Below are 23,647 nucleotides of genomic sequence, written 5' to 3'. Positions count from 1 at the left end.
CCCTTTTTAAGATTTCCCTTTTAAATTATATACATAAGCAAGCACTTCTGCAACCATCTGATACAACTCAGGTGGAATCTCCGCACCTATTTCAACATTATGGTAAAGCATTCGTGCAAGCGGCTTATTTTCTACTATTTCAATAGAATTTTCTGCTGCAGCTTTCTTGATTTTCTGAGCAAGAAAATCTGCACCTTTAGCAAGCACAATAGGAGCCTCATGCTCATTCTTATCATACTTTATAGCAACAGCAAAGTGAGTCGGATTTGTAATTACAACATCCGCCTGTGGCACTGATTGCATCATTCTTCTTCTTGAAGCCTGCTGCATGCGCGCACGCTGCTGACTCTTTACTTTAGGATCACCTTCTGAATTTTTGTATTCATCTTTAACTTCCTGTTTTGACATCTTCATATCATCATGGAATTTCCACTTCTGATATGCAAAATCTGCGACACCTATAACAACAAACCACATACTTATACGCATTCCGATATCTATAATGATATTTCCTATCAGCTCTATAGCCTGCATAAGCGTATATGAATACATTTTCATAACAATATCCCACTTATCTTTAAGGTAACTGATAACTACAGCACCGAGAATAATAAGTTTTGCCATGTCAAATAAAGTCTCAAAAAGTTTATTTTTTGAAAATATTCTTTTAACACCGCTTATGGGATTAAATTTTGACAGCTTTGGTTTCATCGGCTCAAAAGAAACTTTCCATTTAATCTGTGCTATCTGTGATATAAAAGCTACTGCAAATATAACAGCATAAAACGGAAGTCCCGTAACAAGAATATACTTAATCATATCCCCCACAAGAGCATTTGAAAGCGGTATTGTAAATTCATCCTTCCCATAATCTGCAATATGTTTAAATGTATATTCAAAGCAGCCTATAAAACGATTTCCGACATACCCTAAGCACAGTTTAAGCATAGCAAAAAGTGTCAACAGCATGGCTGCTGTCGTAACTTCCTTACTCTTTCCAACCTGACCTTTTTTTCTGGCATCCGTTAATTTTTTAGCTGTCGGTTCTTCTGTTTTTTCGCCATCAGGACCATCTTTTGCAAACAACTGCAAATCATATCTAAAAATGAATTCTAAAGAGTTTTTTTCATTCATATACTTTCACCCTTTATCAAATAATATAAACCATTTGCCATAAAATAGCAAATATAAAACTATGGCAACTATGGCGTGATTGATTTTACAAACATATCTGTCAAATCCTGCATCTCCTGAAAAATAAAATCACACAATCCCGGCAAAAGATTCATAACAAAATAAAGCACTACCAATCCGACAAATATCTTAAGCTGCATACCTATAACAAACATGTTCATCTGCGGAGCAATTCTTGCAAGAATACCCAAAACAATATTTATTACAAGAATACACGAAAAAACCGGCAAAAAAATTCTAAATCCTATCACAAAATAATCTGTTATATATCTGACCATAGATGATACGATACCGCCGTTTGGCTTCATTCCTCCTACAGGAATTGTCTTAAAAGACTCAATCAATACTTTTATAAGATAATAATGCATATCTGTAACAAGAAACATCAGCATGAACGCATATTTCAAAAAATTAGAAATCACAGTCGATTGCATATTTGATGTAGGGTCAAATTCAGTTGCCATAGACAATCCAAGTTCAAGACTCGTCATATGACCTGAAAAATCCAATATATATAAACAAAGATTTGCAGCCATTCCTATAAGCAAGCCTGTTATTGCTTCTTTAACAACAAGAATGCTGTATCCTATAACACCTGTATAAGATACAGCATTATAATCAACTATAGTGCATGCAAAAACAGCTAAAAAAAATGATATTCCCGCTTTCACCTTGATAGGAATATTTCTGTCACTAAAGACCGGCATAACAAATATCATTGCAGATACTCTTACCATAACCAGTAAAAAACACTCAAGATATTCAACAGTAAACTTCACCTATTTCACCCCTACTTTATGTAATTTGGAATGTTTGCCATCAATGATTCAAAAAGCCCGACACATTTATTCATAATCCAACTGCCGCATAATACCACAACAAGCATAATGGCAATAAATTTAGGAATAAAAGTCAACGTTTGTTCCTGAATAGATGTAATAGTCTGAAATATACTTATTATCAGACCGATAACCAATGAAATCAACAGTAAAGGCATAGACGTCTCCACTATCGTAAGCACGGTCTCTCTCGTCAAATCAATAATTGTAGCCTCATTCATAATAATCCCCCATTTGTATAAAACAATAAATCATTTAACACATTCCATCCAATATCAATTAAACGAATTAACAAGCTGACCAATAACAAGATTCCAGCCATCTGCCAATACAAATAACAATAACTTAAATGGCAATGATATTGTCGTAGGCGGCAACATCATCATACCCATTGACATTAGCGTTGATGCAACAACCATATCTATAACGATAAATGGAAGATATATCAAAAAACCAATTATAAATGCTGTGCGAAGCTCACTAATGATAAACGCAGGTATAATAATAGTTATTGAAATATCATCATAACTCTTTACATCATCAGATGATTTCTTGTTCAAATCCATAAATAATTTTAAATCTTTTTCTCTCGTCTGTTTAAGCATAAACTCACGAAGTGGAGATAAACCTTTATTTATAGCTTCCTCCTGCTTAATACTTCCTGACATATACGGTTTTACAGCTTTGTCATTTACTTCTGTAAAAACAGGCGACATTATTGCAATTGTAATAAATAAAGCCAGTCCAACTATTACCTGATTAGGCGGGGTTGTCTGAGTTCCCAAAGCTGTTCTCAAAAAATGAAATACAACAACTATTCGTGTAAATGACGTTACCATTATAAGAATTGATGGAGCCAATGACAATATTGTCAGCATTATCAATATCTGCAATGTCGATTCAAGCTTCATACTGCCTGCATTTGAAGATATATTTAAATCTAAAGTATTGTCATCTACATCTGGTTCAGCACTTATATGCTCCTTTGTTGTTGAATCTACCCCTTTTCCCGCTGCAAATGCCGGGCGTGATACAGCAAATAGAAGTACGAATACTCCTATTAACATAAAACTGCTCATTATAGATTTAAGTTTCTTTTTATTTATCTTACTAAACATTTATTTTCCTCTTAAAAATGCTTGTCCTTACCTGTACTCTTCTTTCTTTCCTTCATCAAACTTGAAAATACAGCCTTAAACGAAGTATCCTGAATTTCATTCTTCTCATTAAAATCAAGCTGGTCTTTCGTCAATTCCGTCAATTTTACAATTTTTTCTTTACTCTGTGCTACAGCAACATATTTTTCTCCGATTCTTATTATTGAAATCGTCTTTCCGGGAGAAAGTTGAAAATTTTCAATTATGGAAATATTATTTGTCTTGTTTTTAACAAGACCCGAATTTGCATACCATTTCGTAACAACATATGATAAAAACAGTATAGCAACAAAGATTATAATGAGAACAATCAATTTAAAAATGCCGGTAAATGTAGAATATTTTGTAATCAAACTCAACATATCTACACCTCCAGCATTAAATTATTTTTACTTTGAAATTTCAACAAGTCTGATACCAAAGTTTTCTTCAATAACAACAACTTCACCTTTGGCTACAAATTTTCCGTTTACTAAAACATCAACAGGCTCTCCTGCCAATTTGTCCAACTCTATAATAGTTCCCGGAGAAAAATCTAAAATCTCTTTTATTGATTTATTGGTACGTCCAAGCTCTACCGTAACCTCCAAAGGCACATCAAGCACAAGGTCTATATTTTCTTCCTGCATCAATGGGCTTACACCTGCATTGAATGGTTGGAACTGCGCAGACTGAACATTTACATTCTGCATCGGCATAGCATACTGTGGCTGCATCTGTGCTGCATTCATAACAGGCTGCTGCGGCATTTGCTGCATGGCAGGTGGCGGTGTCTGCTGCTGTGCAGGCTGTACCGGTGTTGGCGTCGGTGCTGCTGCAACAGGCTCCGCTGCCGGCTGAGGTGAAACAGCTGATGCTGCTTCTGACGCTGCCGTTTCAGGCTCTGCTCCGATGAATTTATTGTATAATTCTCTTGCAAACTCAAATGGATACAACTGCATAATCTGACTGTCGACCAAATCACCGATTTTCATATCAAATGCAACCTGAACTATCTCTCCCTCAAGGAAATTAGACAATTCACTATCATCTATTGTGTCATTCAAATCAACAAGGCTTGCAATCGGTGGACTGATGTCAACCTTTTTCTCAAGCATAGATGAAAGTGAAGTCGCCGCTGAACCCATCATCTGATTCATAGCTTCACTTATCGCACTAAGGTGGAGTTCTGATAATTCACCATCAGTATTTGTACCGTCACCACCCATCATCAAATCTGTGATAACTTTAACATCATGCTCTTTAAGAATAAGGATATTGTTTCCGTCTATTCCACTGATATAAGAAATATGTATGAATACGCACGGTCTGTCATACTGTGCAGATAATTCATTCATTGTAACATATGACACTCTAGGAGTAGTTATAGTTACTTTATTATTTAAAAGTGTTGACAATGTAGTTGCCGCAGTACCCATATTTATGTTGGCAATTTCTCCAACCGCATCTCTCTCCGCATCAGTAAGTCCCTCACTTACTTTCGATGCATCCTGTGCTCCGGCACTGCCTGACGTATCTCCACCCGTCAACGCATCAATCTCTTCTTGAGTTAACATTCCATCCATAGGTCTATTGCTCCTCCCTTATTACTGATGTAACTCGAACGGCATAAGAATCACTCGTCGCACCCGGGAGTGCAGTAAATTTCTTTATGTTTCCGACATAAACTTCAAGTTCATCATTAACTTTAGTATCCAGTTTGATAATGTCTCCAATCTGGATATTAATATAATCATTCACAGAAATAGAACTTCTGCCTAACATCGCTTTCACAGGTATCTTAGCATAATCTATTATGTCCTCGATAACTTCCTGATAAGCACCTGAATCACTTTCTTTCATACTTGAATACCAATACTTGGTATTCAGCTTATCAATGACAGGTTCTACACATGAATATGGAATACATATATTCATAAGTCCCTCGACAGAACCTATCTTTACACTCATAGTAATAATAGCTGTCATTTCACCTGGAGAAATAAACTGTGCAAACTGCGAATTTGTTTCTATTCTTTCTAACCGGGGTTCAATAGATACAACACTCTCCCACGGATCAACCAGCAGGTTTGTACATACTTCCAAAATTCTTTCCAGAATAATAAGCTCAATTTCAGTAAAATCCCTGTTTCTCTCAAGTGGTGCCACGCCACCACCTAACATTCGGTCTACTATCGTAAATCCAAGATTTGCTGAAAGCTCAACAATAATGTTTCCTTCTAATGGAGAAAAATTAACAACACCTAAAAGAACCGGATTTGAAAGTGCATTTGCAAATTCTGAATATGTATTCGCCTCAGCATTTACAACCTCGACCTGAACATTTTTTCTAAGATATGCCGGAAGATTTGTAGATAAAAGTCTTCCATAGTTTTCAAAAATAATCTCTAAAGTACGAAGATGATCTTTTGAAAACTTTGACGGTCTGGCAAAATCATAATTCTTTACCTGTTTTTCTTTATTGTCATTAAAATCATCTGCATTTAAATCACCATCATTAAACGCTTTGAGCAGATTATCTATCTCTTCCTGAGATAAGGTATCTCCCATTATTTTCACCTCACACCTAAAACCCTGTCTATGCTAACACAAAAAGATATACAAGATTTCAGTTTTTATAAACCATAGTAATCATAACACATTTTCACTAAAATGCAAAGTAGTTTTTTAGATAAAATCAACTACTGATACATAAAATTAGTTAATGTGATTCCTACAATTGCTTTTGTATCAAATTTCTTCTGAATCTGCTCTAACGCTTCTTTCTTTACTATATCTTCAGAAATATCATCTTCTGTGTGAGACTGAATTACAGAACGTATAATATCTGTATATATAGATGACTTAGCTGTAACTGCATCTGTTCCAAAGTCTTTATAATCATCTGCTTTTTTGTTTACTGAGATTGTATAACCTGATATCATAGCATAATGCTGTGAACCATCAGCACCTGTCTTTAAGTTAATTGTTTGCTGAGAATCAAATGTTACAGGTGTATCCTCGAGATCTTCCATACTGTAATCTGCATCTGCACTTGCATCCGAATCACCATCAAGTTCAAGATTAAGCACTGATGCAACCTGTGTTATAAGGTTATTTGTTTTATTGAATGTTGGAACCATTACAAAAAACATTATCGCCGTCAACACAACATTAACTACTGTCAAAACCGTAATAATAACGCTAAATATGTTCTTTTTCATAATCTCTGCCTTTCCTTAATCATTGTTACTGTATATTTTTATTTCTACACGACGATTTTTTGAACGTCCGCTTTGTGTCTTATTGTCCGCAACAGGATCAACTGAAGCTCGTCCGGATGCTTCAAGATACTTAACATTAAGTCCCTTTTTCTGCTGGAGATATTGTAAGACACTCGTAGCTCTCGCCGTAGAAAGTTCCCAGTTGCTTGAATATTTTGATGTGCTGCCGATAGGAACATTATCTGTATGTCCTTCTATCTTAATCCTCTTATTTGTATAACTTTTAAGAATGTCTCCTACTCTGCTGATAATTGGTAATGCACCGCTTCTTATATCTGCACTTCCTGAGTCAAACAGAATACCTCCGCTAAGAGAAATCATTACATACTGATAACTGTTATCCATTGAAACCTGAACCGAATCCTGCAAACGATTTTCTTCTGTCTTTTCAACAATATCGCTGTACAACCGCTCTGTAGATTTCTGCTGTTCCTCTTTTTGCTGCTTTTCAAGTTCAGACATAGGATCTTCTTCTTTTTCTGATTCACTCGCCTTTCCCATATCTGAATAATAGTCATCAAGGTTGTTTAACTGGCTTGCTCCGCTTGAAACAAGCTGTCCGTCACCTACGGCTTTCTCGCCACCGCTGAATATACTGAAACTATTTGAAAGCGAAGCGACAAGCTCTGCATATTTTACCTGGTCTACATTTGACATTGAATACAAAAGTACGAAAAAGCATAGCAAAAGGTTCATAAGATCGGAAAATGTATCTTTCCATCCATCGGTCTTGATTTCTTCCTTCTCTTTTTTTGCCATTAAGCTTCACCACCTTCAGCCGCTGCCTCACCAGCCTGACCATCTTCGCCTGCATTTTCACGTTCACTTGGTGAGAGGAATGATTTAAGTTTTTCTTCGATAACTCGTGGGTTCTCACCTGCCTGTATTGAAAGAAGTCCCTCCACCATAATCTGCTTCATGGTAATCTCATCTTCATTTTTCATTTTGAGTTTGAATGAAACAGGTATACATATCCAGTTCGACAAAAGAGAACCATACAATGTTGTAAGAAGGGCAACCGCCATATTTGGTCCGATAGAACTCATATCATCCATGTTGTAAAGCATATTTACAAGTCCGATAAGTGTACCAATCATTCCCCATGCAGGTCCCATTCCACCCCAGTTAGCCCAAAATCCAATCTTTTCATTGTGTCTTGCATCAACTGCATCGAGCTCAGTCTGCATGATGTTTCTTACAAGTTCCGGATCTGTACCGTCAACGATAAGCATAATCCCTTTTTTAAGGAAATCATCTTCTATTCCGTTTGCTGCCTCCTCAAGAGCAAGAAGTCCTTCCTTACGGGCAACATTTGACAAATCAATAATATTTTTTATTGCATCGGCCTGATTTAATTCCTTTTTCTTTAATGCAATCGAAAAAGATTTCAGTGAAGTAATAAATTCCGGAAAACCTTTTGCCTGAAGAATCATACAAAAAGTAGAACCACCCATAGTAATGAATACTGACGGTAAATCTTTGAAATGTCCAAGTGATGCAAATCCATCTGCACCAGTAACAATACCGAAAAAAACAACGATAAGACATGCTACAATACCTACAATAGTTGTAATATCCAAAACAGCCACCACCTTAATTTTATTTTTTATTTATATAATTTCTATTTAAAATCAATAGAATTGCATTCACGCTTATATAATATTACTAAATTTTTAACTTCCTGTCTACTTTCTTTTATAATAAATTTCTTCCCTGTAGTCAGAGTAATAACCGTATCCGGCATTTCCTCAACCGTCTCTATCAAATCCGTATTAACGGTTACCTTTGAACCATTCATTTTAGTCACATCAATCATACACTTACTCCCCTTTTCTTCTTCCTTTTTCCTTAAACATATAAACAGTGACAGCAGCAAAAATACAAAATCAAATATTTAAATTGTTTTCCTGCCATCACTGTCAAATTGTGTGATATGTAAAATCACACTTTCAAACTAATCATTAACGCTTAAGATTTACAAGTTCCTCAAGCATCGTATCTGATGTTGTGATAATTCTTGAGTTTGCCTGGAAACCTCTCTGTGTTGTAATCATGCTTGTAAATTCTGCTGCAAGGTCAACATTTGACATCTCAAGTGCTCCAACCGCAAAACTTCCTGAGAGACTTACATCCTCACCTACTCCATCAAATGTTCCTGAGTTAAGTGTTGCAGAGAATAATGAATCTCCCTCTGCCTCAAGACCTGAAGGGTTTGCAAATGTTGCTACGGCTATCTGAGCAAGAAGCTTCTTTGAACCGTTATTGTATGTACCGTAAATCATACCCTTGTCATCAATTGAGATACCACTCATCTCACCGGCTGCATTACCTGTTCCAAGACCTTTTCTATTTCCTTTGGTATATGAAGTATTTGATACACCTGAACTTGAATACTGTGTAAGGCTTGAAAAATCTACTTTTACTCCGCCGGAATCTGTTGCAGGAACATACTGTGTGAATGTATTATCAAGCTTCCCTGAAGCTGTAACCTGAAATACAAGAGCTTTTCCAAGGTCTTCAGATGTATCAGGTATTTTCTTAGTACCTTCATCAGCAGATGAAAAATCACCTGTCTCTGCTATAAATGATACTGTAGGTACTGTGCCTGCTGCTGTAAGTGTAAATTCACCTGTCTTTGCATTGATATTGGCTTTATCGAGCGAATAGTCAACACCACCAAGATTTATTTTAACACCATTTGTATCATATGTCGTTGCTCCATTTGTAGTTGTCTTCTTGAGGAATATTGAATTTCCGTCTGCATCCGTCACATCTGAAAGAGTAATCGCATATACTGACGTTGCCTGTGCATCTGCTCCTGTTCCTGATGTTCCTGAACCTTTTCTATACATGTTCATCTTTACTGTATATTCCTGACCAAGTTCATCGTAAAAACTAAATGTAATCTTCTTACCGTTTTTTGTATCTATTTCATCTGGTTTTGATACTACAAGGTCTGTATCAGACTTATCAATATTACCTGTAATCGTAACTGCTGATGTCTCTGTAGGTGCATAATACATATTTTCTGCTGACATAACCTTAAGATCCTGAACAGTATTCTTTGTGATTGTCTGATTTCCCTGGGCATCTGTTGTTGCCATCCAGCCCTGCACTGTCGCACCGTTTGTTGTACAGTATAATGTACCGCCTGCGTCTACATTAAGTGCTCCTGACTTTGTAAAGTATGTTGCTCCGGCTGACTTTACGATAAGGAATGAATCACCGTTGATAGCGACATCAAGTGCTCTGTTTGTTGTCTGTGTTCCACCCTGTTCAGTAATATTTGTTGTAATAGATGCTACCGAAGAACCAAGACCTATCTGCTTCGCATTTGTACCTGCGGCACCTGTTGCTGCATCGGCACCTGTTGCAGATGACATAGTCTGATAAAACTGGTCTGCAAAGTTTACACTGCTTGATTTAAATCCTACTGTGTTTACATTGGCAATATTATTACCAATAACATCCATCTTTGTCTGGTGTGTTTTAAGACCTGCAACACCAGAATAAAGTGATCTCATCATAATATTTTTCCTCCTTCTTACAAAACACTTACTTTGATATAACTGTATAGTGTTTTTATAAAAGCCTGAATACCTGAAAATCCATCAATCAGTCAGGATTTTCCACGCTTCCATATGAGGTCCGGCGTAAAAGTATTCTTTAGCTGATTACTGCACCATCAATATTTGTAAATATTGAATCTGTCTTATCATTCATTGCCGTAATCACTGTATTATTCTTAACATTTACAATAAATGCAAGATCATCTACCATAACCAAAGACTCCTGAATTCCTTTTTCCCTAGCCTTCGTTGTACCATTTTCGAGACGTTCCATCTGCTCCGCAGATAAATTTATGTTTCTATTTGCAAGTCTCTCATTGGCATGCTTTGAAAATTTTAAGCTCTCATCAGATTCCTGAGTAGAATTAAGTATTTTCTCAAATGAATTCTCTGAGCCAGTGGAAGTATTTTTATTTGTACTTTTTTGATTTATGATCTGACTTGCCATTTTATTGATTGATGAATATCCATCGTTAAGTCTCTGCATAAATAAATCCACCTCTCTTTACTTTTCCCTTTTCAATTCTACCTACTCAGTTTTTTCTGTTGTACTTGTACTGTTGTCTGTTGTACTGTCAGTCTTATCACTTTCTGAACCATCTGTATCTGTCTTACCATCATTCGTTGAAGTTTCTTCTTTAATTCCTTTTACAACGAGTTTAACATTTGATACATCTACAGTGCTGTTTGAATCATCAAACACAAAACCTATTGTGTAAGTTCCCGCATCAAGTCCTGCAAAGGCAGATTTATCAATTGTAAGCGTACCATCTTTATAACTGAGTTTACTCTTATCTACTTTTGTTGTATTTCCATTTGCATCCATAATTCCAATACCCATTGAAGATGCTTCATATCCGTGTGAACCAAGACTTATGCCGGTCACCTGAACATCCTGTGGATCATGGTGCTTATATGTAACAGTCTGTGCTGCTACCTTAGGCAGATACTGTGAGATAAGATATGATGAATCAATTACTTCTGTTATATCATCATATGAATATAAGTTTCCATCTATAGAGACATATGCCTTATTGTTCTGTATTGTAACATAATCAACCGTACCCTGTACTTCTGTTGCCTGACCGGTGCTTGATTTCTGCTCAACTTTAACCTCTTTTCCAACAAGTGAATACGCTGATGTGTTTACTGTTGTTGAATTCAGGTTTTCCATCTGCTCAAGCTCTGAGAACTGTGCAAGCTGTGCTACATATTCAGTATTGCTTGTCGGTTCCAGCGGATCCTGATACTGCATCTGTGTTACGAGCAGCAAAAGGAAATCTTCCTTTCCAAGTGAATCATTTGTCTTTCTCTCTTTAGTCTGCTGTGAACTCTCTGAAATCTGTACCTGACCATTAACTACCGGTGCTGTTATTGCCATTTAAACTCCTCCTTTCCAAACTCATTTACGCCGTAAAGTCTATCTGTGAACCATTGTCACGCATAACCTGTTTTCTTACGGCTTCTTTTTCTTCATTTGAAATCATTTCTTCTGATGATGCTTCATCATCGAAATCAAATTTCATCTGTTTACCATTTCCATTATCAGCTTTGCTCTGGTCACCATTCATCGTCTGATCGCTGTGTGAAAAATCAAAATCTGACACATTTACTTCAACTGCATCAACTTTTAATTCTCTCAATTCAAGATTTTCACGAAGTGTATACATCTGGCTTTCAAGCGCTGCTTTGGCTTCTTCTGACTGTACTGAAAATACTGCAGTCATCACTCCGTTTTTTGATGAAACATTAAGCAGTAACTTCCCCAAATGTTCAGGATTGAGCTGCATCTCCATTGAAGTAGACTCAGTTCCAATAGAAACTTTTATTTTCTCAACTACCTGATTTACAATATCAACCATCTGCTGCATTCTTACAGATTCCGGTTTTGCAACCTGAACAGTATCATTTACAGCCTGATTCAAATTCTGAATAAAATCATTTCTGACTGTGTGTTGATTGTCAGTTGTAACATCATCCTCTGAGATTGTCTGATCATGGGTAACTTCACTCATATCATCTTCTGACTGCGATGAAAATGAGCTTTGCTGTGAAGAACTTTCTTCGGATTTTGTCACTGAGACCTCAACCTTTGTATCTGATGAATTGTCTGACGTATTAACTGTCGTTTCACCCTGCACACTTTTCTTCTCAGTTGATACATTGTTTGTATTTGTAGCAGATTCTTCTTCTGCTGATACATTGTTTGTATTTGTAGCAGATTCTTCTTCTGCTGATACATTTTCAGATGTGTTTCCACTATCTGCAGCATCTACTGCAGTCTCCTGTGCTAAAGCCGGAGCATCTTCTTTGAAAACGTCACTTCCTGTCTGTGATTTTGCATTAAAATCTTCTACTCCTTCAAGAAAATCTGACTTAGACATTCCTGTTAAATCTTCCCAATTAAGATTTCCTAAGATATCACTAAGCTCATTTAACTGGTTCATCATATTTTCGTCTGTAAGAAGATCCGTAAAATCACTGCTTCCATTTACAAAAAGAACAAGTTTTGCAAGATTGTTTGATTCAAGCAAATCAAGCGGGCTTAATCCAAGTGCTGTCATAGCATTTGCAAATGTATCATCATCAATTCCAAGTACATCTTTTACTTCATCTGCTATCTTTTCATTGACTTTGTCAATACTTTTTTGGTTTAAGCTGTTTACTGAATTTCCTGAATTAACATCAGAAACCTTATCAGAAGTGCTCTTTGCTTTTGACTGGTTTGCCACTTTCACATTGTTTGACTGAGTTTTTGACGCAGTCTTTGATGCTGCAGCACCATTTGACTTCTGTGATGTCGAAAGATAGTTGTCAAAAGAATTTGAACTTGAATTTTTCTGAACTGATCCTTTTGCCTGCTGCTTTACCTGACCGGCTGACAATGTTTCCATTATTACCGATTTGATTTCTGCCATCTTTTCACCTCCTTATATTTAGTAATGATATATATGTAAACGACTTTTGCCGTAAACACCATGTTATTCTTTTACCGCAGATATTTTCTTTGTAATCTGTGCAGCGAAATCAACATCCATTTCCTGTAAAATAGCTGCCGCCTGCTTTTCACTCATATTTTCAAGAATGTCTTTGATAAGGTCAAGATCCTCTGACATTTCAGATAATCTTGCTGCCGCTTTGTCGGCATCCATATTAGCATAGAACTTTCCAAGTTCTTCTGCTTTCTTTGTATACTGAAGTTTTAAAAGAACCTGTTTGTAAATATCCTCTGCATTTTTAGGTTCAATCTCCTCATAATATTTTTCATATTCCGAAATATCAGGAGCCTTTTTGTTGAATACAACTTTTTCATCAAATTCCTTGACACGTTTTTGGAACGCATCATAGTCATCTTTATATCTCTGCAACTTTTTTATCTGAGCTTCAAGTTCTGAAATATAATCAGAGTTTGCATCTGTCGTACCGTTTTCAGACTTAAGTTTGCTTTCAAGTTCTTTAATTCTCTCGTTGGCGGCTTTCAAAGTCGTATACTGATAATCTCCTTCTTCAGCCTGTACTTCTTCTGAAGCGGTCGGAAGTATTTTATTTACAACCGGAACATCTTTTAATACCGGATACAAAACTTTGCTTCCTATTCCACCTACATCCATTTTAATTAAAAATGCAAAAACTGCTAACCAGATAAGAATAATAACTATTGCAATTAAAGCAGTCACTAATTTGCTTCCGCCGCTCTCCTTTTCTTCACCAACTACATTGTCCTTATCCTTCTTTGCCATCTGCTTAATCCTCGCTTTCATCACTGCCGGTTCGGAACTTAAAACTTACAAGTTCATTTATTTCTTTCTGCTCTTCAGCATTTATCTGTTCTTTAAATTCTTCAAAAGCTTTTTCCTTGAGTTTTTCATAAGTTTTTCTTTCCTTCATGGCATTGTCAAGTTTTTCTCTAGCCCTATCAACATTTTTCTGCTGATTTGCAATAACTATCAATTGAAGTTTTATATTATATTTTATATTTTCGACACTATCTTCAAGTATCTTTATCTCTGAAATATTCAGAGTATCCATAACAGCTTCATATAATCTTGTCTGATATGCATTTTTTCTGTTTTCCAATTCTTCCAACTTTTCTTCTTCCTGTCTGAGTTTCATAATCTCAATACTGTACTCAGCTTTCACCTGTTCTTCCAATTTTTCTTTAACAGAAAGAATACTTTCCATCTTAAATATAAATTTTGCCATCAGCCAACCTTCAATTTATTGTCTGTAATCATTCTTCAACGGCATTTTCATTGTCATCAAAAATACCCTCAAGTCTCTCTATAGCATCTTCAAAAGAAACTTTCTCATATACATCCTGCATCAAAAAGTCATTTACCGCATCAATCTTTGAAAGTGCAAAATCAATTTCCTTATTTGAGCCTGGCTTGTACGCTCCTATGTTGACCAAATCTTCTGCTTCAGAATAAGTTGCCATTACATTTCTAAGCTTACCCGCTGCCTGCTTATGTTCTTTCGTTGCAATACTGCTCATTACACGCGATATACTCGCAAGTATGTCTATTGCAGGATAATGATTCTTTTGAGCAATCTTTCTATTTAAAACAATGTGACCATCCAGAATACTTCTCGCCGTATCAGTAATCGGTTCATTAAAATCATCACCGTCAACAAGAACAGTATACAATCCTGTTATTGAACCTACATCTGAGCATCCTGCTCTCTCAAGAAGTTTAGGCATCTCTGCATATACGCTTGGCGGATATCCCCTCGATACCGGAGGCTCACCTGACGCAAGACCTATTTCTCTTTGTGCCATTGAAAAACGTGTAAGTGAATCCATCATAAGAAGTACGTCTTTCCCCTGGTCTCTGAAATACTCAGCTATCGCCGTTGCTGTCTGCGCCGCCTTTTTCCTGATAAGTGCCGGTTTATCTGATGTAGCTACTACTACAACCGAACGCGCCATTCCCTCAGGTCCTAAATCTCTCTCAATAAATTCCCTTACCTCTCTGCCACGCTCTCCAATAAGCGCTATAACATTTATATCCGCTTTTGTATTTCTGGCAAACATACCCATCAGTGTACTTTTTCCGACACCACTTCCTGCAAATATACCAATTCTCTGTCCCTTACCTACTGTTATCAAACCATCAACAGCTTTTACTCCAAGAGGAAGAACCTCATCGATTATCTTTCTTGTAAGTGGGTCAGGTGGTTCTGCTTCAACAGAATATGCTGCATTTGTAGCAAGTTCTGTGTTGTCTATCGGATGTCCCAAACCGTCAAGTGTCTTGCCGAGAAGCTCATCCCCTACCGAGACTTTAAGAGGTGCACCCGTATTTTCAACTCTGCTCCCAAGCCCAACACCCTCCGTCTGGTCATATGGCATCAAAAGTACCCTGTCATCCTTGAAACCGACTACTTCTGCATTAATCACCTGATTTGTATCCTTTGTGACAATATGGCACAGATCATTTAATTTTGCGGACGGACCGATTGATTCAATTGTAAGACCTACAACCTTTGCAACCTTTCCAAGTTTTTTTTCAAACGACTGCCTAAGAAGCATATCATACTTAGATAAGTCAATATCAACCATATCTATACGCCCCCTCTTTCCTTACATTGCAAGCATCCTAAGCTGTTCTTTTAAATTGTCAAGCTGTGCATCGAGACTACAGTCAATAATTTTTGAATCAAGGTCTATTATGCATTGATTATGCATGAGACTTGCATCTTCTATTATATCCAGTTCCTTATCAGAACCCACTTGCTGCTGCAATTCATCTCTTTTTGCAGATACAATTCCCATATCTTCTTTTGAAATATGCAATGTAATATTTTTTGTTTTCTCTATGCCATTTACGACATTTGTGCGTAACGCATTATCAATAAGATAAATTATCACATCTTTTTTGTCAGCACAGACAACACCGGTAAGTTTCTCAACCAAATTTACCACAAGCTCTGCATACTGTGGTTCAAGGCGTTCAGCCATCTGGTCTACTTCCTTAAATTTGGCTTCGTACTCCTGTTCCAGCTCATTTTTTTGTTCTTCAAGCTGCATAAAAGCTTGATTCCTGCCTTCTTCAAGTCCCTGGTTTTTACCATCTTCAAATGCCTGATTTTTTATCTCTTCCGCCGAATTATTGGCTTCATCGACAATAAGCTGTGCCTGTTCTTTAGCCTCAGAAAGAATTCTGTTTTTTTCTTCTTCCAATTCTTCTGACAATTTCTGTTTTTCTTCTTCTCTGACTTCATCTACAGAAATAATATTCATTCCCTCATTGAAATCATCAATCTGTGAATTTACATTTTCATCGTCAGTTTCTTCATCAAGACTTAACTGTCTGAAATTAAACGGTTTTATTTCGTCATCCTGCTGTTGTTCATATATTTCAGGATGAACATCTTTACCATGTATATCAGAGTCTATAACTCGTTTATCACTTTCATCAACTGTAAAATAAACATTTTTTATAAGATTAGACAACTATCTCGTCACCTCCACCTCTGGAGATGATAATCTCAGCAGAGTCTTCGAGTTTTCTGATAATATTAACAATCTTCTGCTGTGCTTCTTCAACATCCTTCATACGAACAGGACCCATGAAATCCATATCTTCTCTTATCATTGTAGCAAGACGCTTTGAAAGGTTGCTGAATATAAGATTTTGAACTTCTTCATTTGAACCTTTAAGTGCAACTGCCAATTCATTATTGTCAACCTCACGAAGTACACGCTGTATAGATCTGTCGTCCAGTGAAAGAATATCCTCGAATACGAACATCTTCTTTCTGATTTCGTCTGCAAGTTCCGGATCTTCGATTTCGAGACTTTCCATAATATGTTTTTCTGTTCCTCTGTCAACTGTATTCAAGATGTCTACGATAGAATCTACACCGCCAACAATCGTGTAATCCTGATTTACAAGAGAAGCAAGTTTCTGTTCGAGCACTTTTTCCACCTCTTTAATAACATCCGGTGATGTTCTGTCCATCTGTGCTATACGCTTTGCAACATCCGTCTGCTTGTCCGGTGCAAGAGCTGATATGATAGCTGATGCTTGATTTGATGACAAATATGATAATATCAAAGCAATTGTCTGTGGATGCTCGTCCTGAATAAAGTTCAATAACTGACTTGCATCTGTCTTTCTGACAAACTCAAACGGTCTGACCTGCAATGATGCCGTAAGTTTTCCGATAACATCTTTAGCACGCTCTGAACCGAGAGCCTTTTCAAGAAGATCCTTGGCATAACCGATACCACCCTCTGCAATATACTGCTGTGCAAGACATACCTCGTAAAATTCATCAAGAACTGCATCTTTCATTGCCGGAGATACGCTTCTTGTATTGGCTATCTCAAGTGTAAGCTGTTCTATCTCATCCTCTTTCAAATGTTTGAATACATTTGAAGATTTATCAGGTCCAAGTGCAATAAGCAGTATAGCTGCTTTTTGCACACCTGTAATTTCCTCTGTTTTAGCCATCCCAATCCTCACCTTTCAATTAAACTTGTATCTTAATTATTCCCACTCGTCATTCAGCCAGTTACGAAGTAATTGTGCAACCGCCTCAGGATTTTCATCAACAAATTTTTCTATCATCTTTCTAGTCTCAGATTTATCACTGAATTCAATATCATCAAGAGACTGGTTTTCTTTCGTAGTAGCCAAAAGCTGCTCAACTGAAAGTTCCGGTTCTTCTTCTTCAGCTGCAAGCGGTGATGCTCCACGAAGTATAACAAATATAAGCAATGCTATGATAAGTACAGTAAGTATAATCATAAGGTAATTTGAAATACCTTTTGATGTATTTGTACTGCTCACAAACTGTGGCACCTCATAAGCAAGTACCGTAATCTTATTTGCACTTACTCCTGTTGCCGCTGCAATAAGATTTATTTCATCATCTGAAATTGTAATTGTGTTTGTTGTGTTGTTTTTGGCAATAAACTCATCAAACGTCATATTGTCAAGTGTGCCGTCTGCTTTAAGGTCATCTTCCTTATATACATGATACTTTCTCACAACAATACCAAGAGAGGAATCTGCAAGTTTTATAGCAGGTGTCTCCTGTTTGATATTCTGAACCTTTTCATTTGTAAGAAGATCTTTGAGTCGCTGAACATCGACAGTATTTGATGTTCCCGAACTTCCATTGTACACATAATCAGTATCATCATCATTTGAATCTGTTCCAGGTGTTCCTCCTGCACTTGAGCCACCCTGCGAACTATATGTATAAAGTTCTGTCGGATATCCGTATTCTCTTCCATCTGCAACTGAATACTCTTTTGTAAGAGTCTCAATCTTGTTCATATCAAATTGAATACCATCTGTTCCGACCTGGGCATCATCATATCCACATCTTATAAGAAGTGTTGTTACATTGTCTGCAATTGTATTTCTAAGCTTGTTGCAATACTCTGTCGTTCCTCCTGTAAGAGTTCCACCAAGTCCGTCACTTGTATTTCCGTTATAAATACATTTACCGTCTGTATCATTGATAATGACGTTTTTTACATCTGTTCCGACAGTATTTGCAAGCCAGTAAGCAAGTGCCTCAGATGTTTTGTCATCGAGCATATCCTTATTTTTATCATTTAATGCAATGCTTGCCGTAATTGATGTCTTAGCAGTCTCAGCATCGTCACTTGAAAGAACAGTATATGTTGATTCAGGAACATTTATAAATACATTTGCATCATCTATAAATTTATACTGTATAAGACTTTGTCTTATTTCAGACTGAAGTGCAAGGATTTTTTTCTGATCCTTTTCACTTTCCGTCGTTGACATGGAATTGTTAAATGCATCATCCCATGTATATCCCTTGTCTGTAAGACCATTGTCACTCATGGTATATAATGCATTTGTCATGTCATCCTGATGTACATATATCGTCTTGCCGTCACTTGATGCTTTCCATGTTATACTCTGGTCATCAAGTGCTTTTGTCATTGTGTTTGCATCATCAACATTGTCAAACACCTGAAACTTTGACCATGTCGGTCTTGAAGCAAGCCATGCGACAACTCCTATTGCAATAAGTACAACACATAATATAGCTATAACTATTGTTTTTTGTTTACTTGTATATTTGTTCCAGAATTCTTTAAATTTCTCAGGAACTTCTTTTACTTTTTCGCGCATAATCCGACTCCTCTAATTCCTTTCGGCTTATTTTAGAATTGTAAATTCATCAATTCTTTATACCCCTGAAGAAAAGCATTTCTTACCGCAACTGTGTACTGTAACGAAATATTTGCTTTCTGCTGGGCAATCTGTAAATCATGAATACTGTCTGACTCACCTAATGCATATTTGATTTCTTCCTCTTCTGCCGCATTACTGTAATCATTTGTTTCCTGTACCATATTTACAGCCGAATCAAACAAGGTCGAAAATGCACTCTTGTTATCATCTGAATTTATGATAAGTGAATCTTTTCCGTCCGATAAGCCGGATGAAATCGTCGGTGTCGAATATGCTGACGCAAGATCCACTCCTGACAACGCTGTTAAATCCATCTGTCAAATCCTCCAATCTGATGTACGTTTTTCTGCTTTTATGGCATTTTAAAACCAAAAAAATATCAAATCACTCTGATTATGATGACTTTCCAACTTCCAATGCTTTAAGTTCCATGTTCTTTGAAGCATTAAACGCTGTAACATTCGCTTCATACGATCTGCTTGCATCAATCATATTAGTCATCTCTGTAACTGTATTAACATTAGGATATGTAACATATCCCTTCTCGTCTGCATCCGGATTTGACGGATCATAAACCATTCGGCATTCTGTCTCATCATCTTCATATATCTTTGAAATCTTTACACCTTTTCCAACTGTACCGGTCGCATTTATAAGAGCATCATTGAAAGATACATAATTTTTTTCTTCAAATACCACGGATTTTCTTTTGTAGACATTGCCATCAGCATCTCTTGTAGTGTTAACATTGGCAATATTTTCTGAAATAAGATCGAGTCTTGTCCTCTGCGCTGTCATACCTGTAGCACTTATGTTCATTGCTGAAAAAACACTCATACTTTTCCTCCTGTTTCAATTCATATTTTCAACTCTTATTTATTAACTTGTTTTAAACACACTTGTTATCCTTTTAAATTCCTGACTTATGGAATCAAGCATTGTGTAATATTTAATCTGGTTTTTTGCAAGTTCTGCATTTTCAGTATCAATATCAACATTATTTCCATCTATACGATAACTTGCTGTTGCATAATCTGTATATGTAGTCCCTGTAAGACTTTCCAAATCAGCCTCCGCAACATTGTCATCGAGAGAACATCCTCCGCTCACTGCACTCTGCAGATACTGTTCAAACTGAACATCTTTTCTCTTATATCCGGGTGTATCTACATTCGCAATATTATTTGAAATCACTGAATTTCTTGTCCAACTCGCATCACTTGCTTTCTCTAAAACATTGATGTAATTATAAGCCCCTGATGAAATCATACCCATACTCCTTTCACTATTATTTATATTTATCCTTATATAACTCTTCAAATCAATTGCCATTTTAAATTATGGTGCAATCAATTTTAAAACACTGCTACAATTAAATATGTATAAGAATACATATTTAATTATAAAGAAATTATGGCAAAATACAAGTATTTATATCAAATTTATTAAATTTTTGCATAAATTATTTCGACAGTTTTTATTATTCTTGTCAATTTTTATCCACAATGATAAAAATGCCATGTAATACTTAATACATAACAGTATAACATGGCATAATAATATTATATATTTTGTGCAATAATATCTTCACACAATAAATCATTTACAATATGTATAGTCGTCCCCTTCATACCTGAGGATTTCGTTTCAATTATACCTGCACTCTCACATTTTTTCAAAGCATTGACAATAACAGACCTTGTAATACCAACCTTATCCGCCAATCTGCTTGTAATAAGTATCCCTTTTCTTTTTCCACCGAGTTCTTCAAGTACACATATCATAGCATGTGCTTCAAGTCTCGACAGCGTCTTTACAGCTGCACGTATGTCCTGCTCCTTGTGATACTCTTCAGAGACTTCTTCACTCTCTGCCCTCTGCATCGCAAGTCCTATAACTGTCGTGCCATACTCTGTCAGTATAATATCATCTATAGAAAAAACATCATTTTTCCTATAAACAAATAAGGTTCCCAGCCTTTTTCCTGACATACAGACAGGCGCAACCATCGCCTGATACTCTATTATATTATCGCATTCAAGTCCAATAGTCAACAGATTTACATTTTCTTTTGTAGATAATATACTCATAAATCTGTCTTTTAACGCTGCATCAATATACTCGCCGTAATGTGCATCTTTTAGTTTTGGAAAAACATCTATATCATCATATTCTTTCAGTCCGAGTACTTTTCCCTTTTTGCTTGTAAGCAAAACATTTACATGAAGCTCTTTTGATAACACTTCGCAAAACTGTCTGAAATCAACTTTATCCGACTCCTGTTCAGTGAGAAGCTTATTTATTTTTCTTGTTTTATCCAACAATTCCAAACTCATTTTATTCCTTTTCCTTTGCCTTCACAAAACCACACTGTTCATCCATACAAACAAGTTTATTTCCCTTTTCAACCATCGGCCCGCCACAATCCGGGCATTTCTCGGCAGATGGTTTCTGCCATGACATAAAATCACATTCCGGATATGAACTGCATCCAAAATATCTTCTGCCTTTTTTGGTTTTCTTTATCACAACATCCGCACCACATTTAGGACACTCTACACCTATTTTTTCATAATAGGGTTTCGTATTTCTGCAATCCGGGAATCCGGGACACGCCAAAAACTTACCGTGTGGTCCATATTTTACAACCATGTTTCTTCCGCATTCCTCGCAGATGACATCAGTAACTTCATCTTCTATCTTTATCTGCTCAAGTTCTTTCTGCGCAAGTTCAACTGCCTCATGAAGATCAGGGTAGAAATTTTCAACGACTGTTTTCCATTTTACGGAACCGTCTTCCACTCTGTCTAAAAGTCCTTCCATATAAGCTGTAAAATTAACATCAACGATACTTGCAAATGACTTCTTCATGATATTATTTACAACTTCACCAAGTTCAGTAATATACAGGTTTTTCTGTTCCTTTGCCACATAATGCCTGTTTATAATAACCGAAATAGTCGGTGCATATGTGCTTGGTCTTCCAATTCCAAGTTCCTCAAGAGTTTTTACCAACGATGCTTCAGTAAAATGTGCCGGCGGCTGTGTAAAATGTTGTTTTTTATCTATCTGTCCAAGCTCGAGTTTCATATCTTTCTCAAGTTTTTTCGACAAGGTTTTTTTATCTACTTTATCTTCATCCGTCTGATACACTGATAAATATCCCGAAAATACTACCTTTGATGATGCCGATGTAAATCTGTACTTATCCGAATCTATCTTAACCGATTTTGTCTCATATTTTGCAGCAGACATCTGGCTGGCCAGAAAGCGTTTCCATATAAGCTGATAAAGCCTGAACTGGTCTCTCGACAAAGACTCTTTCACCTGTGCCGGCGTCAAATCAACATATGACGGTCTGATAGCCTCATGTGCATCCTGAATCTTTTTTGAGTTTTTCTTAGACTTTTCTTCCTGATTAAGGTAATCCTCGCCATAATTTTCTTTAATGTATTCAGCTGCACTTTGTTTTGCTTCTTCTGATATACGTGTCGAATCAGTACGAAGATATGTTATAAGGCCAAGAGTTCCTCTTCCTTTTATCGCAACACCTTCATAAAGTCCCTGCGCAAGTCTCATCGTTTTTTGTGTTGCAAAATTTAATGTCTTTGCGGCTTCCTGCTGCAATGTACTTGTGGTAAAAGGCAGCGGACTCTTTTTTATTCTTCCGGAAGTCTTTATATCTGAAATCTTAAATTCAGATTTTTGTATTTCTTCTATTATCTTATCTACCTGTTCTTTTGATTCAATTGCAATCTTTTCTTTTGTTGTTCCATAAAAATCTGCAACAAGCGGTTTCTTCTCGCCTGCTACCTGAAATTCTCCGGATAAAGTCCAGTATTCTTTCGCTATAAATGCATTTATCTGTTCTTCTCTGTCGGCGATAATTCTAAGTGTAACCGACTGAACTCTTCCTGCACTTAGCCCTCTCTTAACCTTAGCCCATAAAACCGGACTTATCTGGTAACCTACCATTCTGTCAAGCACACGCCTTGCCTGCTGCGCATCAACAAGATTCATATCTATCTCTCTTGCCTGTTTTATTGATTGTTTAACAGCATTTTTTGTTATCTCATTAAATGTAATACGCCTTGCATTTTTTACATCAAGTTTAAGTGCATTTGACAAATGCCACGAAATTGCCTCTCCCTCTCGGTCCGGGTCAGTTGCAAGATATACTTTATCTGCCTTTTTCACTTCTTTTCTAAGTTTTGCAAGAAGTTCTCCCTTTCCCCTGATGGTAATATATTTAGGCTCAAAATCATTTTCAATATCTATCCCGAGCTGACTTTTTGGCAAGTCTCTCACATGACCGTTCGAGGCAACCACCTCATAAGAACTTCCCAAAAACTTTTTAATAGTCGTAGCTTTTGATGGCGACTCAACAATTACCAGATTCTTAGCCATACTGTTTCCTTCCTTTCAACAAAGTTTGCA

General features: G+C 36.6%; 26 protein-coding genes. All 26 read right to left on the bottom strand.

Features of this window, described 5'->3' with window-relative positions:
• Positions 1-6 precede the first annotated feature (6 nt).
• On the bottom strand, positions 7-1,134 hold the full coding sequence (gene flhB, locus ACZLXV_RS08840; protein WP_482383162.1) for a flagellar biosynthesis protein FlhB: 1,128 nt from the start codon (positions 1,132-1,134) through the stop codon (positions 7-9).
• 68 nt (positions 1,135-1,202) lie between these two features.
• Complete coding sequence (fliR, locus tag ACZLXV_RS08835) at positions 1,203-1,973, bottom strand: flagellar biosynthetic protein FliR (RefSeq protein WP_482383161.1); 771 nt, start codon at positions 1,971-1,973, stop codon at positions 1,203-1,205.
• 11 nt (positions 1,974-1,984) lie between these two features.
• Positions 1,985-2,254: a flagellar biosynthesis protein FliQ gene (gene fliQ / locus ACZLXV_RS08830; protein WP_022224655.1), complete on the bottom strand. Its 270-nt coding sequence runs from the start codon at positions 2,252-2,254 to the stop codon at positions 1,985-1,987.
• A gap of 54 nt (positions 2,255-2,308) precedes the next feature.
• Positions 2,309-3,151, bottom strand: a complete 843-nt coding sequence (gene fliP / locus ACZLXV_RS08825; RefSeq protein WP_482383160.1) for a flagellar type III secretion system pore protein FliP — start codon at positions 3,149-3,151, stop codon at positions 2,309-2,311.
• An 11-nt stretch (positions 3,152-3,162) separates the two neighbouring features.
• Positions 3,163-3,552: a flagellar biosynthetic protein FliO gene (locus tag ACZLXV_RS08820; RefSeq protein ID WP_367336029.1), complete on the bottom strand. Its 390-nt coding sequence runs from the start codon at positions 3,550-3,552 to the stop codon at positions 3,163-3,165.
• A 27-nt stretch (positions 3,553-3,579) separates the two neighbouring features.
• Complete coding sequence (gene fliY, locus ACZLXV_RS08815) at positions 3,580-4,755, bottom strand: flagellar motor switch phosphatase FliY (RefSeq protein ID WP_022224658.1); 1,176 nt, start codon at positions 4,753-4,755, stop codon at positions 3,580-3,582.
• A 4-nt stretch (positions 4,756-4,759) separates the two neighbouring features.
• Positions 4,760-5,740, bottom strand: coding sequence for a flagellar motor switch protein FliM (fliM, locus tag ACZLXV_RS08810; RefSeq protein WP_482383159.1), 981 nt, complete (start codon positions 5,738-5,740; stop codon positions 4,760-4,762).
• Between the two features lie 131 nt (positions 5,741-5,871).
• Positions 5,872-6,393, bottom strand: coding sequence for a flagellar basal body-associated FliL family protein (locus ACZLXV_RS08805; protein WP_482383158.1), 522 nt, complete (start codon positions 6,391-6,393; stop codon positions 5,872-5,874).
• A 15-nt stretch (positions 6,394-6,408) separates the two neighbouring features.
• A complete protein-coding gene (locus tag ACZLXV_RS08800) occupies positions 6,409-7,212 on the bottom strand; it encodes an OmpA/MotB family protein (protein WP_482383157.1) in 804 nt (267 codons plus the stop codon).
• Positions 7,212-8,042, bottom strand: coding sequence for a motility protein A (locus ACZLXV_RS08795; RefSeq protein ID WP_482383156.1), 831 nt, complete (start codon positions 8,040-8,042; stop codon positions 7,212-7,214). Before ACZLXV_RS08795 ends, ACZLXV_RS08800 begins: the two co-directional genes overlap by 1 nt.
• A 32-nt stretch (positions 8,043-8,074) precedes the next feature.
• Entirely contained in the window at positions 8,075-8,269 is a 195-nt protein-coding gene (locus ACZLXV_RS08790) for a flagellar FlbD family protein (RefSeq protein ID WP_022223958.1), read from the bottom strand.
• 145 nt (positions 8,270-8,414) lie between these two features.
• Positions 8,415-9,980 carry a flagellar hook protein FlgE gene (locus tag ACZLXV_RS08785; RefSeq protein WP_482383155.1) on the bottom strand — a complete coding sequence of 522 codons (1,566 nt, stop codon included), beginning with the start codon at positions 9,978-9,980 and terminating at the stop codon, positions 8,415-8,417.
• Positions 9,981-10,119: 139 nt separating this feature from the next.
• Complete coding sequence (locus tag ACZLXV_RS08780) at positions 10,120-10,509, bottom strand: TIGR02530 family flagellar biosynthesis protein (RefSeq protein WP_022223956.1); 390 nt, start codon at positions 10,507-10,509, stop codon at positions 10,120-10,122.
• Positions 10,510-10,551: 42 nt separating this feature from the next.
• Positions 10,552-11,403, bottom strand: coding sequence for a flagellar hook capping FlgD N-terminal domain-containing protein (locus ACZLXV_RS08775; RefSeq protein WP_482383154.1), 852 nt, complete (start codon positions 11,401-11,403; stop codon positions 10,552-10,554).
• Between the two features lie 25 nt (positions 11,404-11,428).
• A complete protein-coding gene (locus ACZLXV_RS08770; protein WP_482383153.1) occupies positions 11,429-12,940 on the bottom strand; it encodes a flagellar hook-length control protein FliK in 1,512 nt (503 codons plus the stop codon).
• 63 nt (positions 12,941-13,003) lie between these two features.
• Entirely contained in the window at positions 13,004-13,762 is a 759-nt protein-coding gene (locus ACZLXV_RS08765) for a magnesium transporter MgtE N-terminal domain-containing protein (protein ID WP_482383152.1), read from the bottom strand.
• Positions 13,763-13,766: 4 nt separating this feature from the next.
• Entirely contained in the window at positions 13,767-14,225 is a 459-nt protein-coding gene (gene fliJ, locus ACZLXV_RS08760) for a flagellar export protein FliJ (protein WP_482383151.1), read from the bottom strand.
• Positions 14,226-14,253: 28 nt separating this feature from the next.
• A complete protein-coding gene (gene fliI / locus ACZLXV_RS08755; RefSeq protein WP_482383150.1) occupies positions 14,254-15,585 on the bottom strand; it encodes a flagellar protein export ATPase FliI in 1,332 nt (443 codons plus the stop codon).
• 21 nt (positions 15,586-15,606) lie between these two features.
• On the bottom strand, positions 15,607-16,479 hold the full coding sequence (locus ACZLXV_RS08750; RefSeq protein WP_482383149.1) for a FliH/SctL family protein: 873 nt from the start codon (positions 16,477-16,479) through the stop codon (positions 15,607-15,609).
• Entirely contained in the window at positions 16,472-17,482 is a 1,011-nt protein-coding gene (gene fliG / locus ACZLXV_RS08745) for a flagellar motor switch protein FliG (RefSeq protein WP_482383148.1), read from the bottom strand. The genes ACZLXV_RS08750 and fliG overlap by 8 nt, the downstream gene beginning before the upstream one ends.
• 36 nt (positions 17,483-17,518) lie before the next feature.
• The gene (locus ACZLXV_RS08740; RefSeq protein WP_482383147.1) at positions 17,519-19,147 is read right to left on the bottom strand and encodes a hypothetical protein; all 1,629 of its coding nucleotides are present in this window, start codon (positions 19,145-19,147) and stop codon (positions 17,519-17,521) included.
• Positions 19,148-19,179: 32 nt separating this feature from the next.
• Entirely contained in the window at positions 19,180-19,524 is a 345-nt protein-coding gene (fliE, locus tag ACZLXV_RS08735) for a flagellar hook-basal body complex protein FliE (RefSeq protein WP_482383146.1), read from the bottom strand.
• Between the two features lie 79 nt (positions 19,525-19,603).
• Complete coding sequence (gene flgC / locus ACZLXV_RS08730; protein WP_022223946.1) at positions 19,604-20,047, bottom strand: flagellar basal body rod protein FlgC; 444 nt, start codon at positions 20,045-20,047, stop codon at positions 19,604-19,606.
• 42 nt (positions 20,048-20,089) lie between these two features.
• Entirely contained in the window at positions 20,090-20,479 is a 390-nt protein-coding gene (gene flgB, locus ACZLXV_RS08725; protein ID WP_022223945.1) for a flagellar basal body rod protein FlgB, read from the bottom strand.
• A gap of 293 nt (positions 20,480-20,772) precedes the next feature.
• A complete protein-coding gene (locus ACZLXV_RS08720) occupies positions 20,773-21,546 on the bottom strand; it encodes a GTP-sensing pleiotropic transcriptional regulator CodY (RefSeq protein WP_482383145.1) in 774 nt (257 codons plus the stop codon).
• Between the two features lies 1 nt (position 21,547).
• Positions 21,548-23,617 carry a type I DNA topoisomerase gene (topA, locus tag ACZLXV_RS08715; protein ID WP_482383144.1) on the bottom strand — a complete coding sequence of 690 codons (2,070 nt, stop codon included), beginning with the start codon at positions 23,615-23,617 and terminating at the stop codon, positions 21,548-21,550.
• Positions 23,618-23,647: the final 30 nt, after the last annotated feature.

Source organism: Butyribacter sp., assembly GCF_056818865.1.
This window is presented reverse-complemented; position numbering and strand designations above follow the sequence as displayed.

Bases quoted from the DNA above. Each gene is read 5' to 3' on its own strand.
- flhB (WP_482383162.1), bottom strand. From the start codon at position 1,134: ATGAATGAAAAAAACTCTTTAGAATTCATTTTTAGATATGATTTGCAG.
- fliQ (WP_022224655.1), bottom strand. From the start codon at position 2,254: ATGAATGAGGCTACAATTATTGATTTGACGAGAGAGACCGTGCTTACG.
- fliP (WP_482383160.1), bottom strand. From the start codon at position 3,151: ATGTTTAGTAAGATAAATAAAAAGAAACTTAAATCTATAATGAGCAGT.
- ACZLXV_RS08820 (WP_367336029.1), bottom strand. From the start codon at position 3,552: ATGTTGAGTTTGATTACAAAATATTCTACATTTACCGGCATTTTTAAA.
- fliY (WP_022224658.1), bottom strand. From the start codon at position 4,755: ATGGATGGAATGTTAACTCAAGAAGAGATTGATGCGTTGACGGGTGGA.
- fliM (WP_482383159.1), bottom strand. From the start codon at position 5,740: ATGGGAGATACCTTATCTCAGGAAGAGATAGATAATCTGCTCAAAGCG.
- ACZLXV_RS08805 (WP_482383158.1), bottom strand. From the start codon at position 6,393: ATGAAAAAGAACATATTTAGCGTTATTATTACGGTTTTGACAGTAGTT.
- ACZLXV_RS08800 (WP_482383157.1), bottom strand. From the start codon at position 7,212: ATGGCAAAAAAAGAGAAGGAAGAAATCAAGACCGATGGATGGAAAGAT.
- ACZLXV_RS08790 (WP_022223958.1), bottom strand. From the start codon at position 8,269: ATGATTGATGTGACTAAAATGAATGGTTCAAAGGTAACCGTTAATACG.
- ACZLXV_RS08785 (WP_482383155.1), bottom strand. From the start codon at position 9,980: ATGATGAGATCACTTTATTCTGGTGTTGCAGGTCTTAAAACACACCAG.
- ACZLXV_RS08780 (WP_022223956.1), bottom strand. From the start codon at position 10,509: ATGCAGAGACTTAACGATGGATATTCATCAATCAATAAAATGGCAAGT.
- ACZLXV_RS08775 (WP_482383154.1), bottom strand. From the start codon at position 11,403: ATGGCAATAACAGCACCGGTAGTTAATGGTCAGGTACAGATTTCAGAG.
- ACZLXV_RS08770 (WP_482383153.1), bottom strand. From the start codon at position 12,940: ATGGCAGAAATCAAATCGGTAATAATGGAAACATTGTCAGCCGGTCAG.
- ACZLXV_RS08765 (WP_482383152.1), bottom strand. From the start codon at position 13,762: ATGGCAAAGAAGGATAAGGACAATGTAGTTGGTGAAGAAAAGGAGAGC.
- fliJ (WP_482383151.1), bottom strand. From the start codon at position 14,225: ATGGCAAAATTTATATTTAAGATGGAAAGTATTCTTTCTGTTAAAGAA.
- fliI (WP_482383150.1), bottom strand. From the start codon at position 15,585: ATGGTTGATATTGACTTATCTAAGTATGATATGCTTCTTAGGCAGTCG.
- fliG (WP_482383148.1), bottom strand. From the start codon at position 17,482: ATGGCTAAAACAGAGGAAATTACAGGTGTGCAAAAAGCAGCTATACTG.
- ACZLXV_RS08740 (WP_482383147.1), bottom strand. From the start codon at position 19,147: ATGCGCGAAAAAGTAAAAGAAGTTCCTGAGAAATTTAAAGAATTCTGG.
- fliE (WP_482383146.1), bottom strand. From the start codon at position 19,524: ATGGATTTAACAGCGTTGTCAGGAGTGGATCTTGCGTCAGCATATTCG.
- flgC (WP_022223946.1), bottom strand. From the start codon at position 20,047: ATGAGTGTTTTTTCAGCAATGAACATAAGTGCTACAGGTATGACAGCG.
- flgB (WP_022223945.1), bottom strand. From the start codon at position 20,479: ATGATTTCATCAGGGGCTTATAATTACATCAATGTTTTAGAGAAAGCA.
- ACZLXV_RS08720 (WP_482383145.1), bottom strand. From the start codon at position 21,546: ATGAGTTTGGAATTGTTGGATAAAACAAGAAAAATAAATAAGCTTCTC.
- topA (WP_482383144.1), bottom strand. From the start codon at position 23,617: ATGGCTAAGAATCTGGTAATTGTTGAGTCGCCATCAAAAGCTACGACT.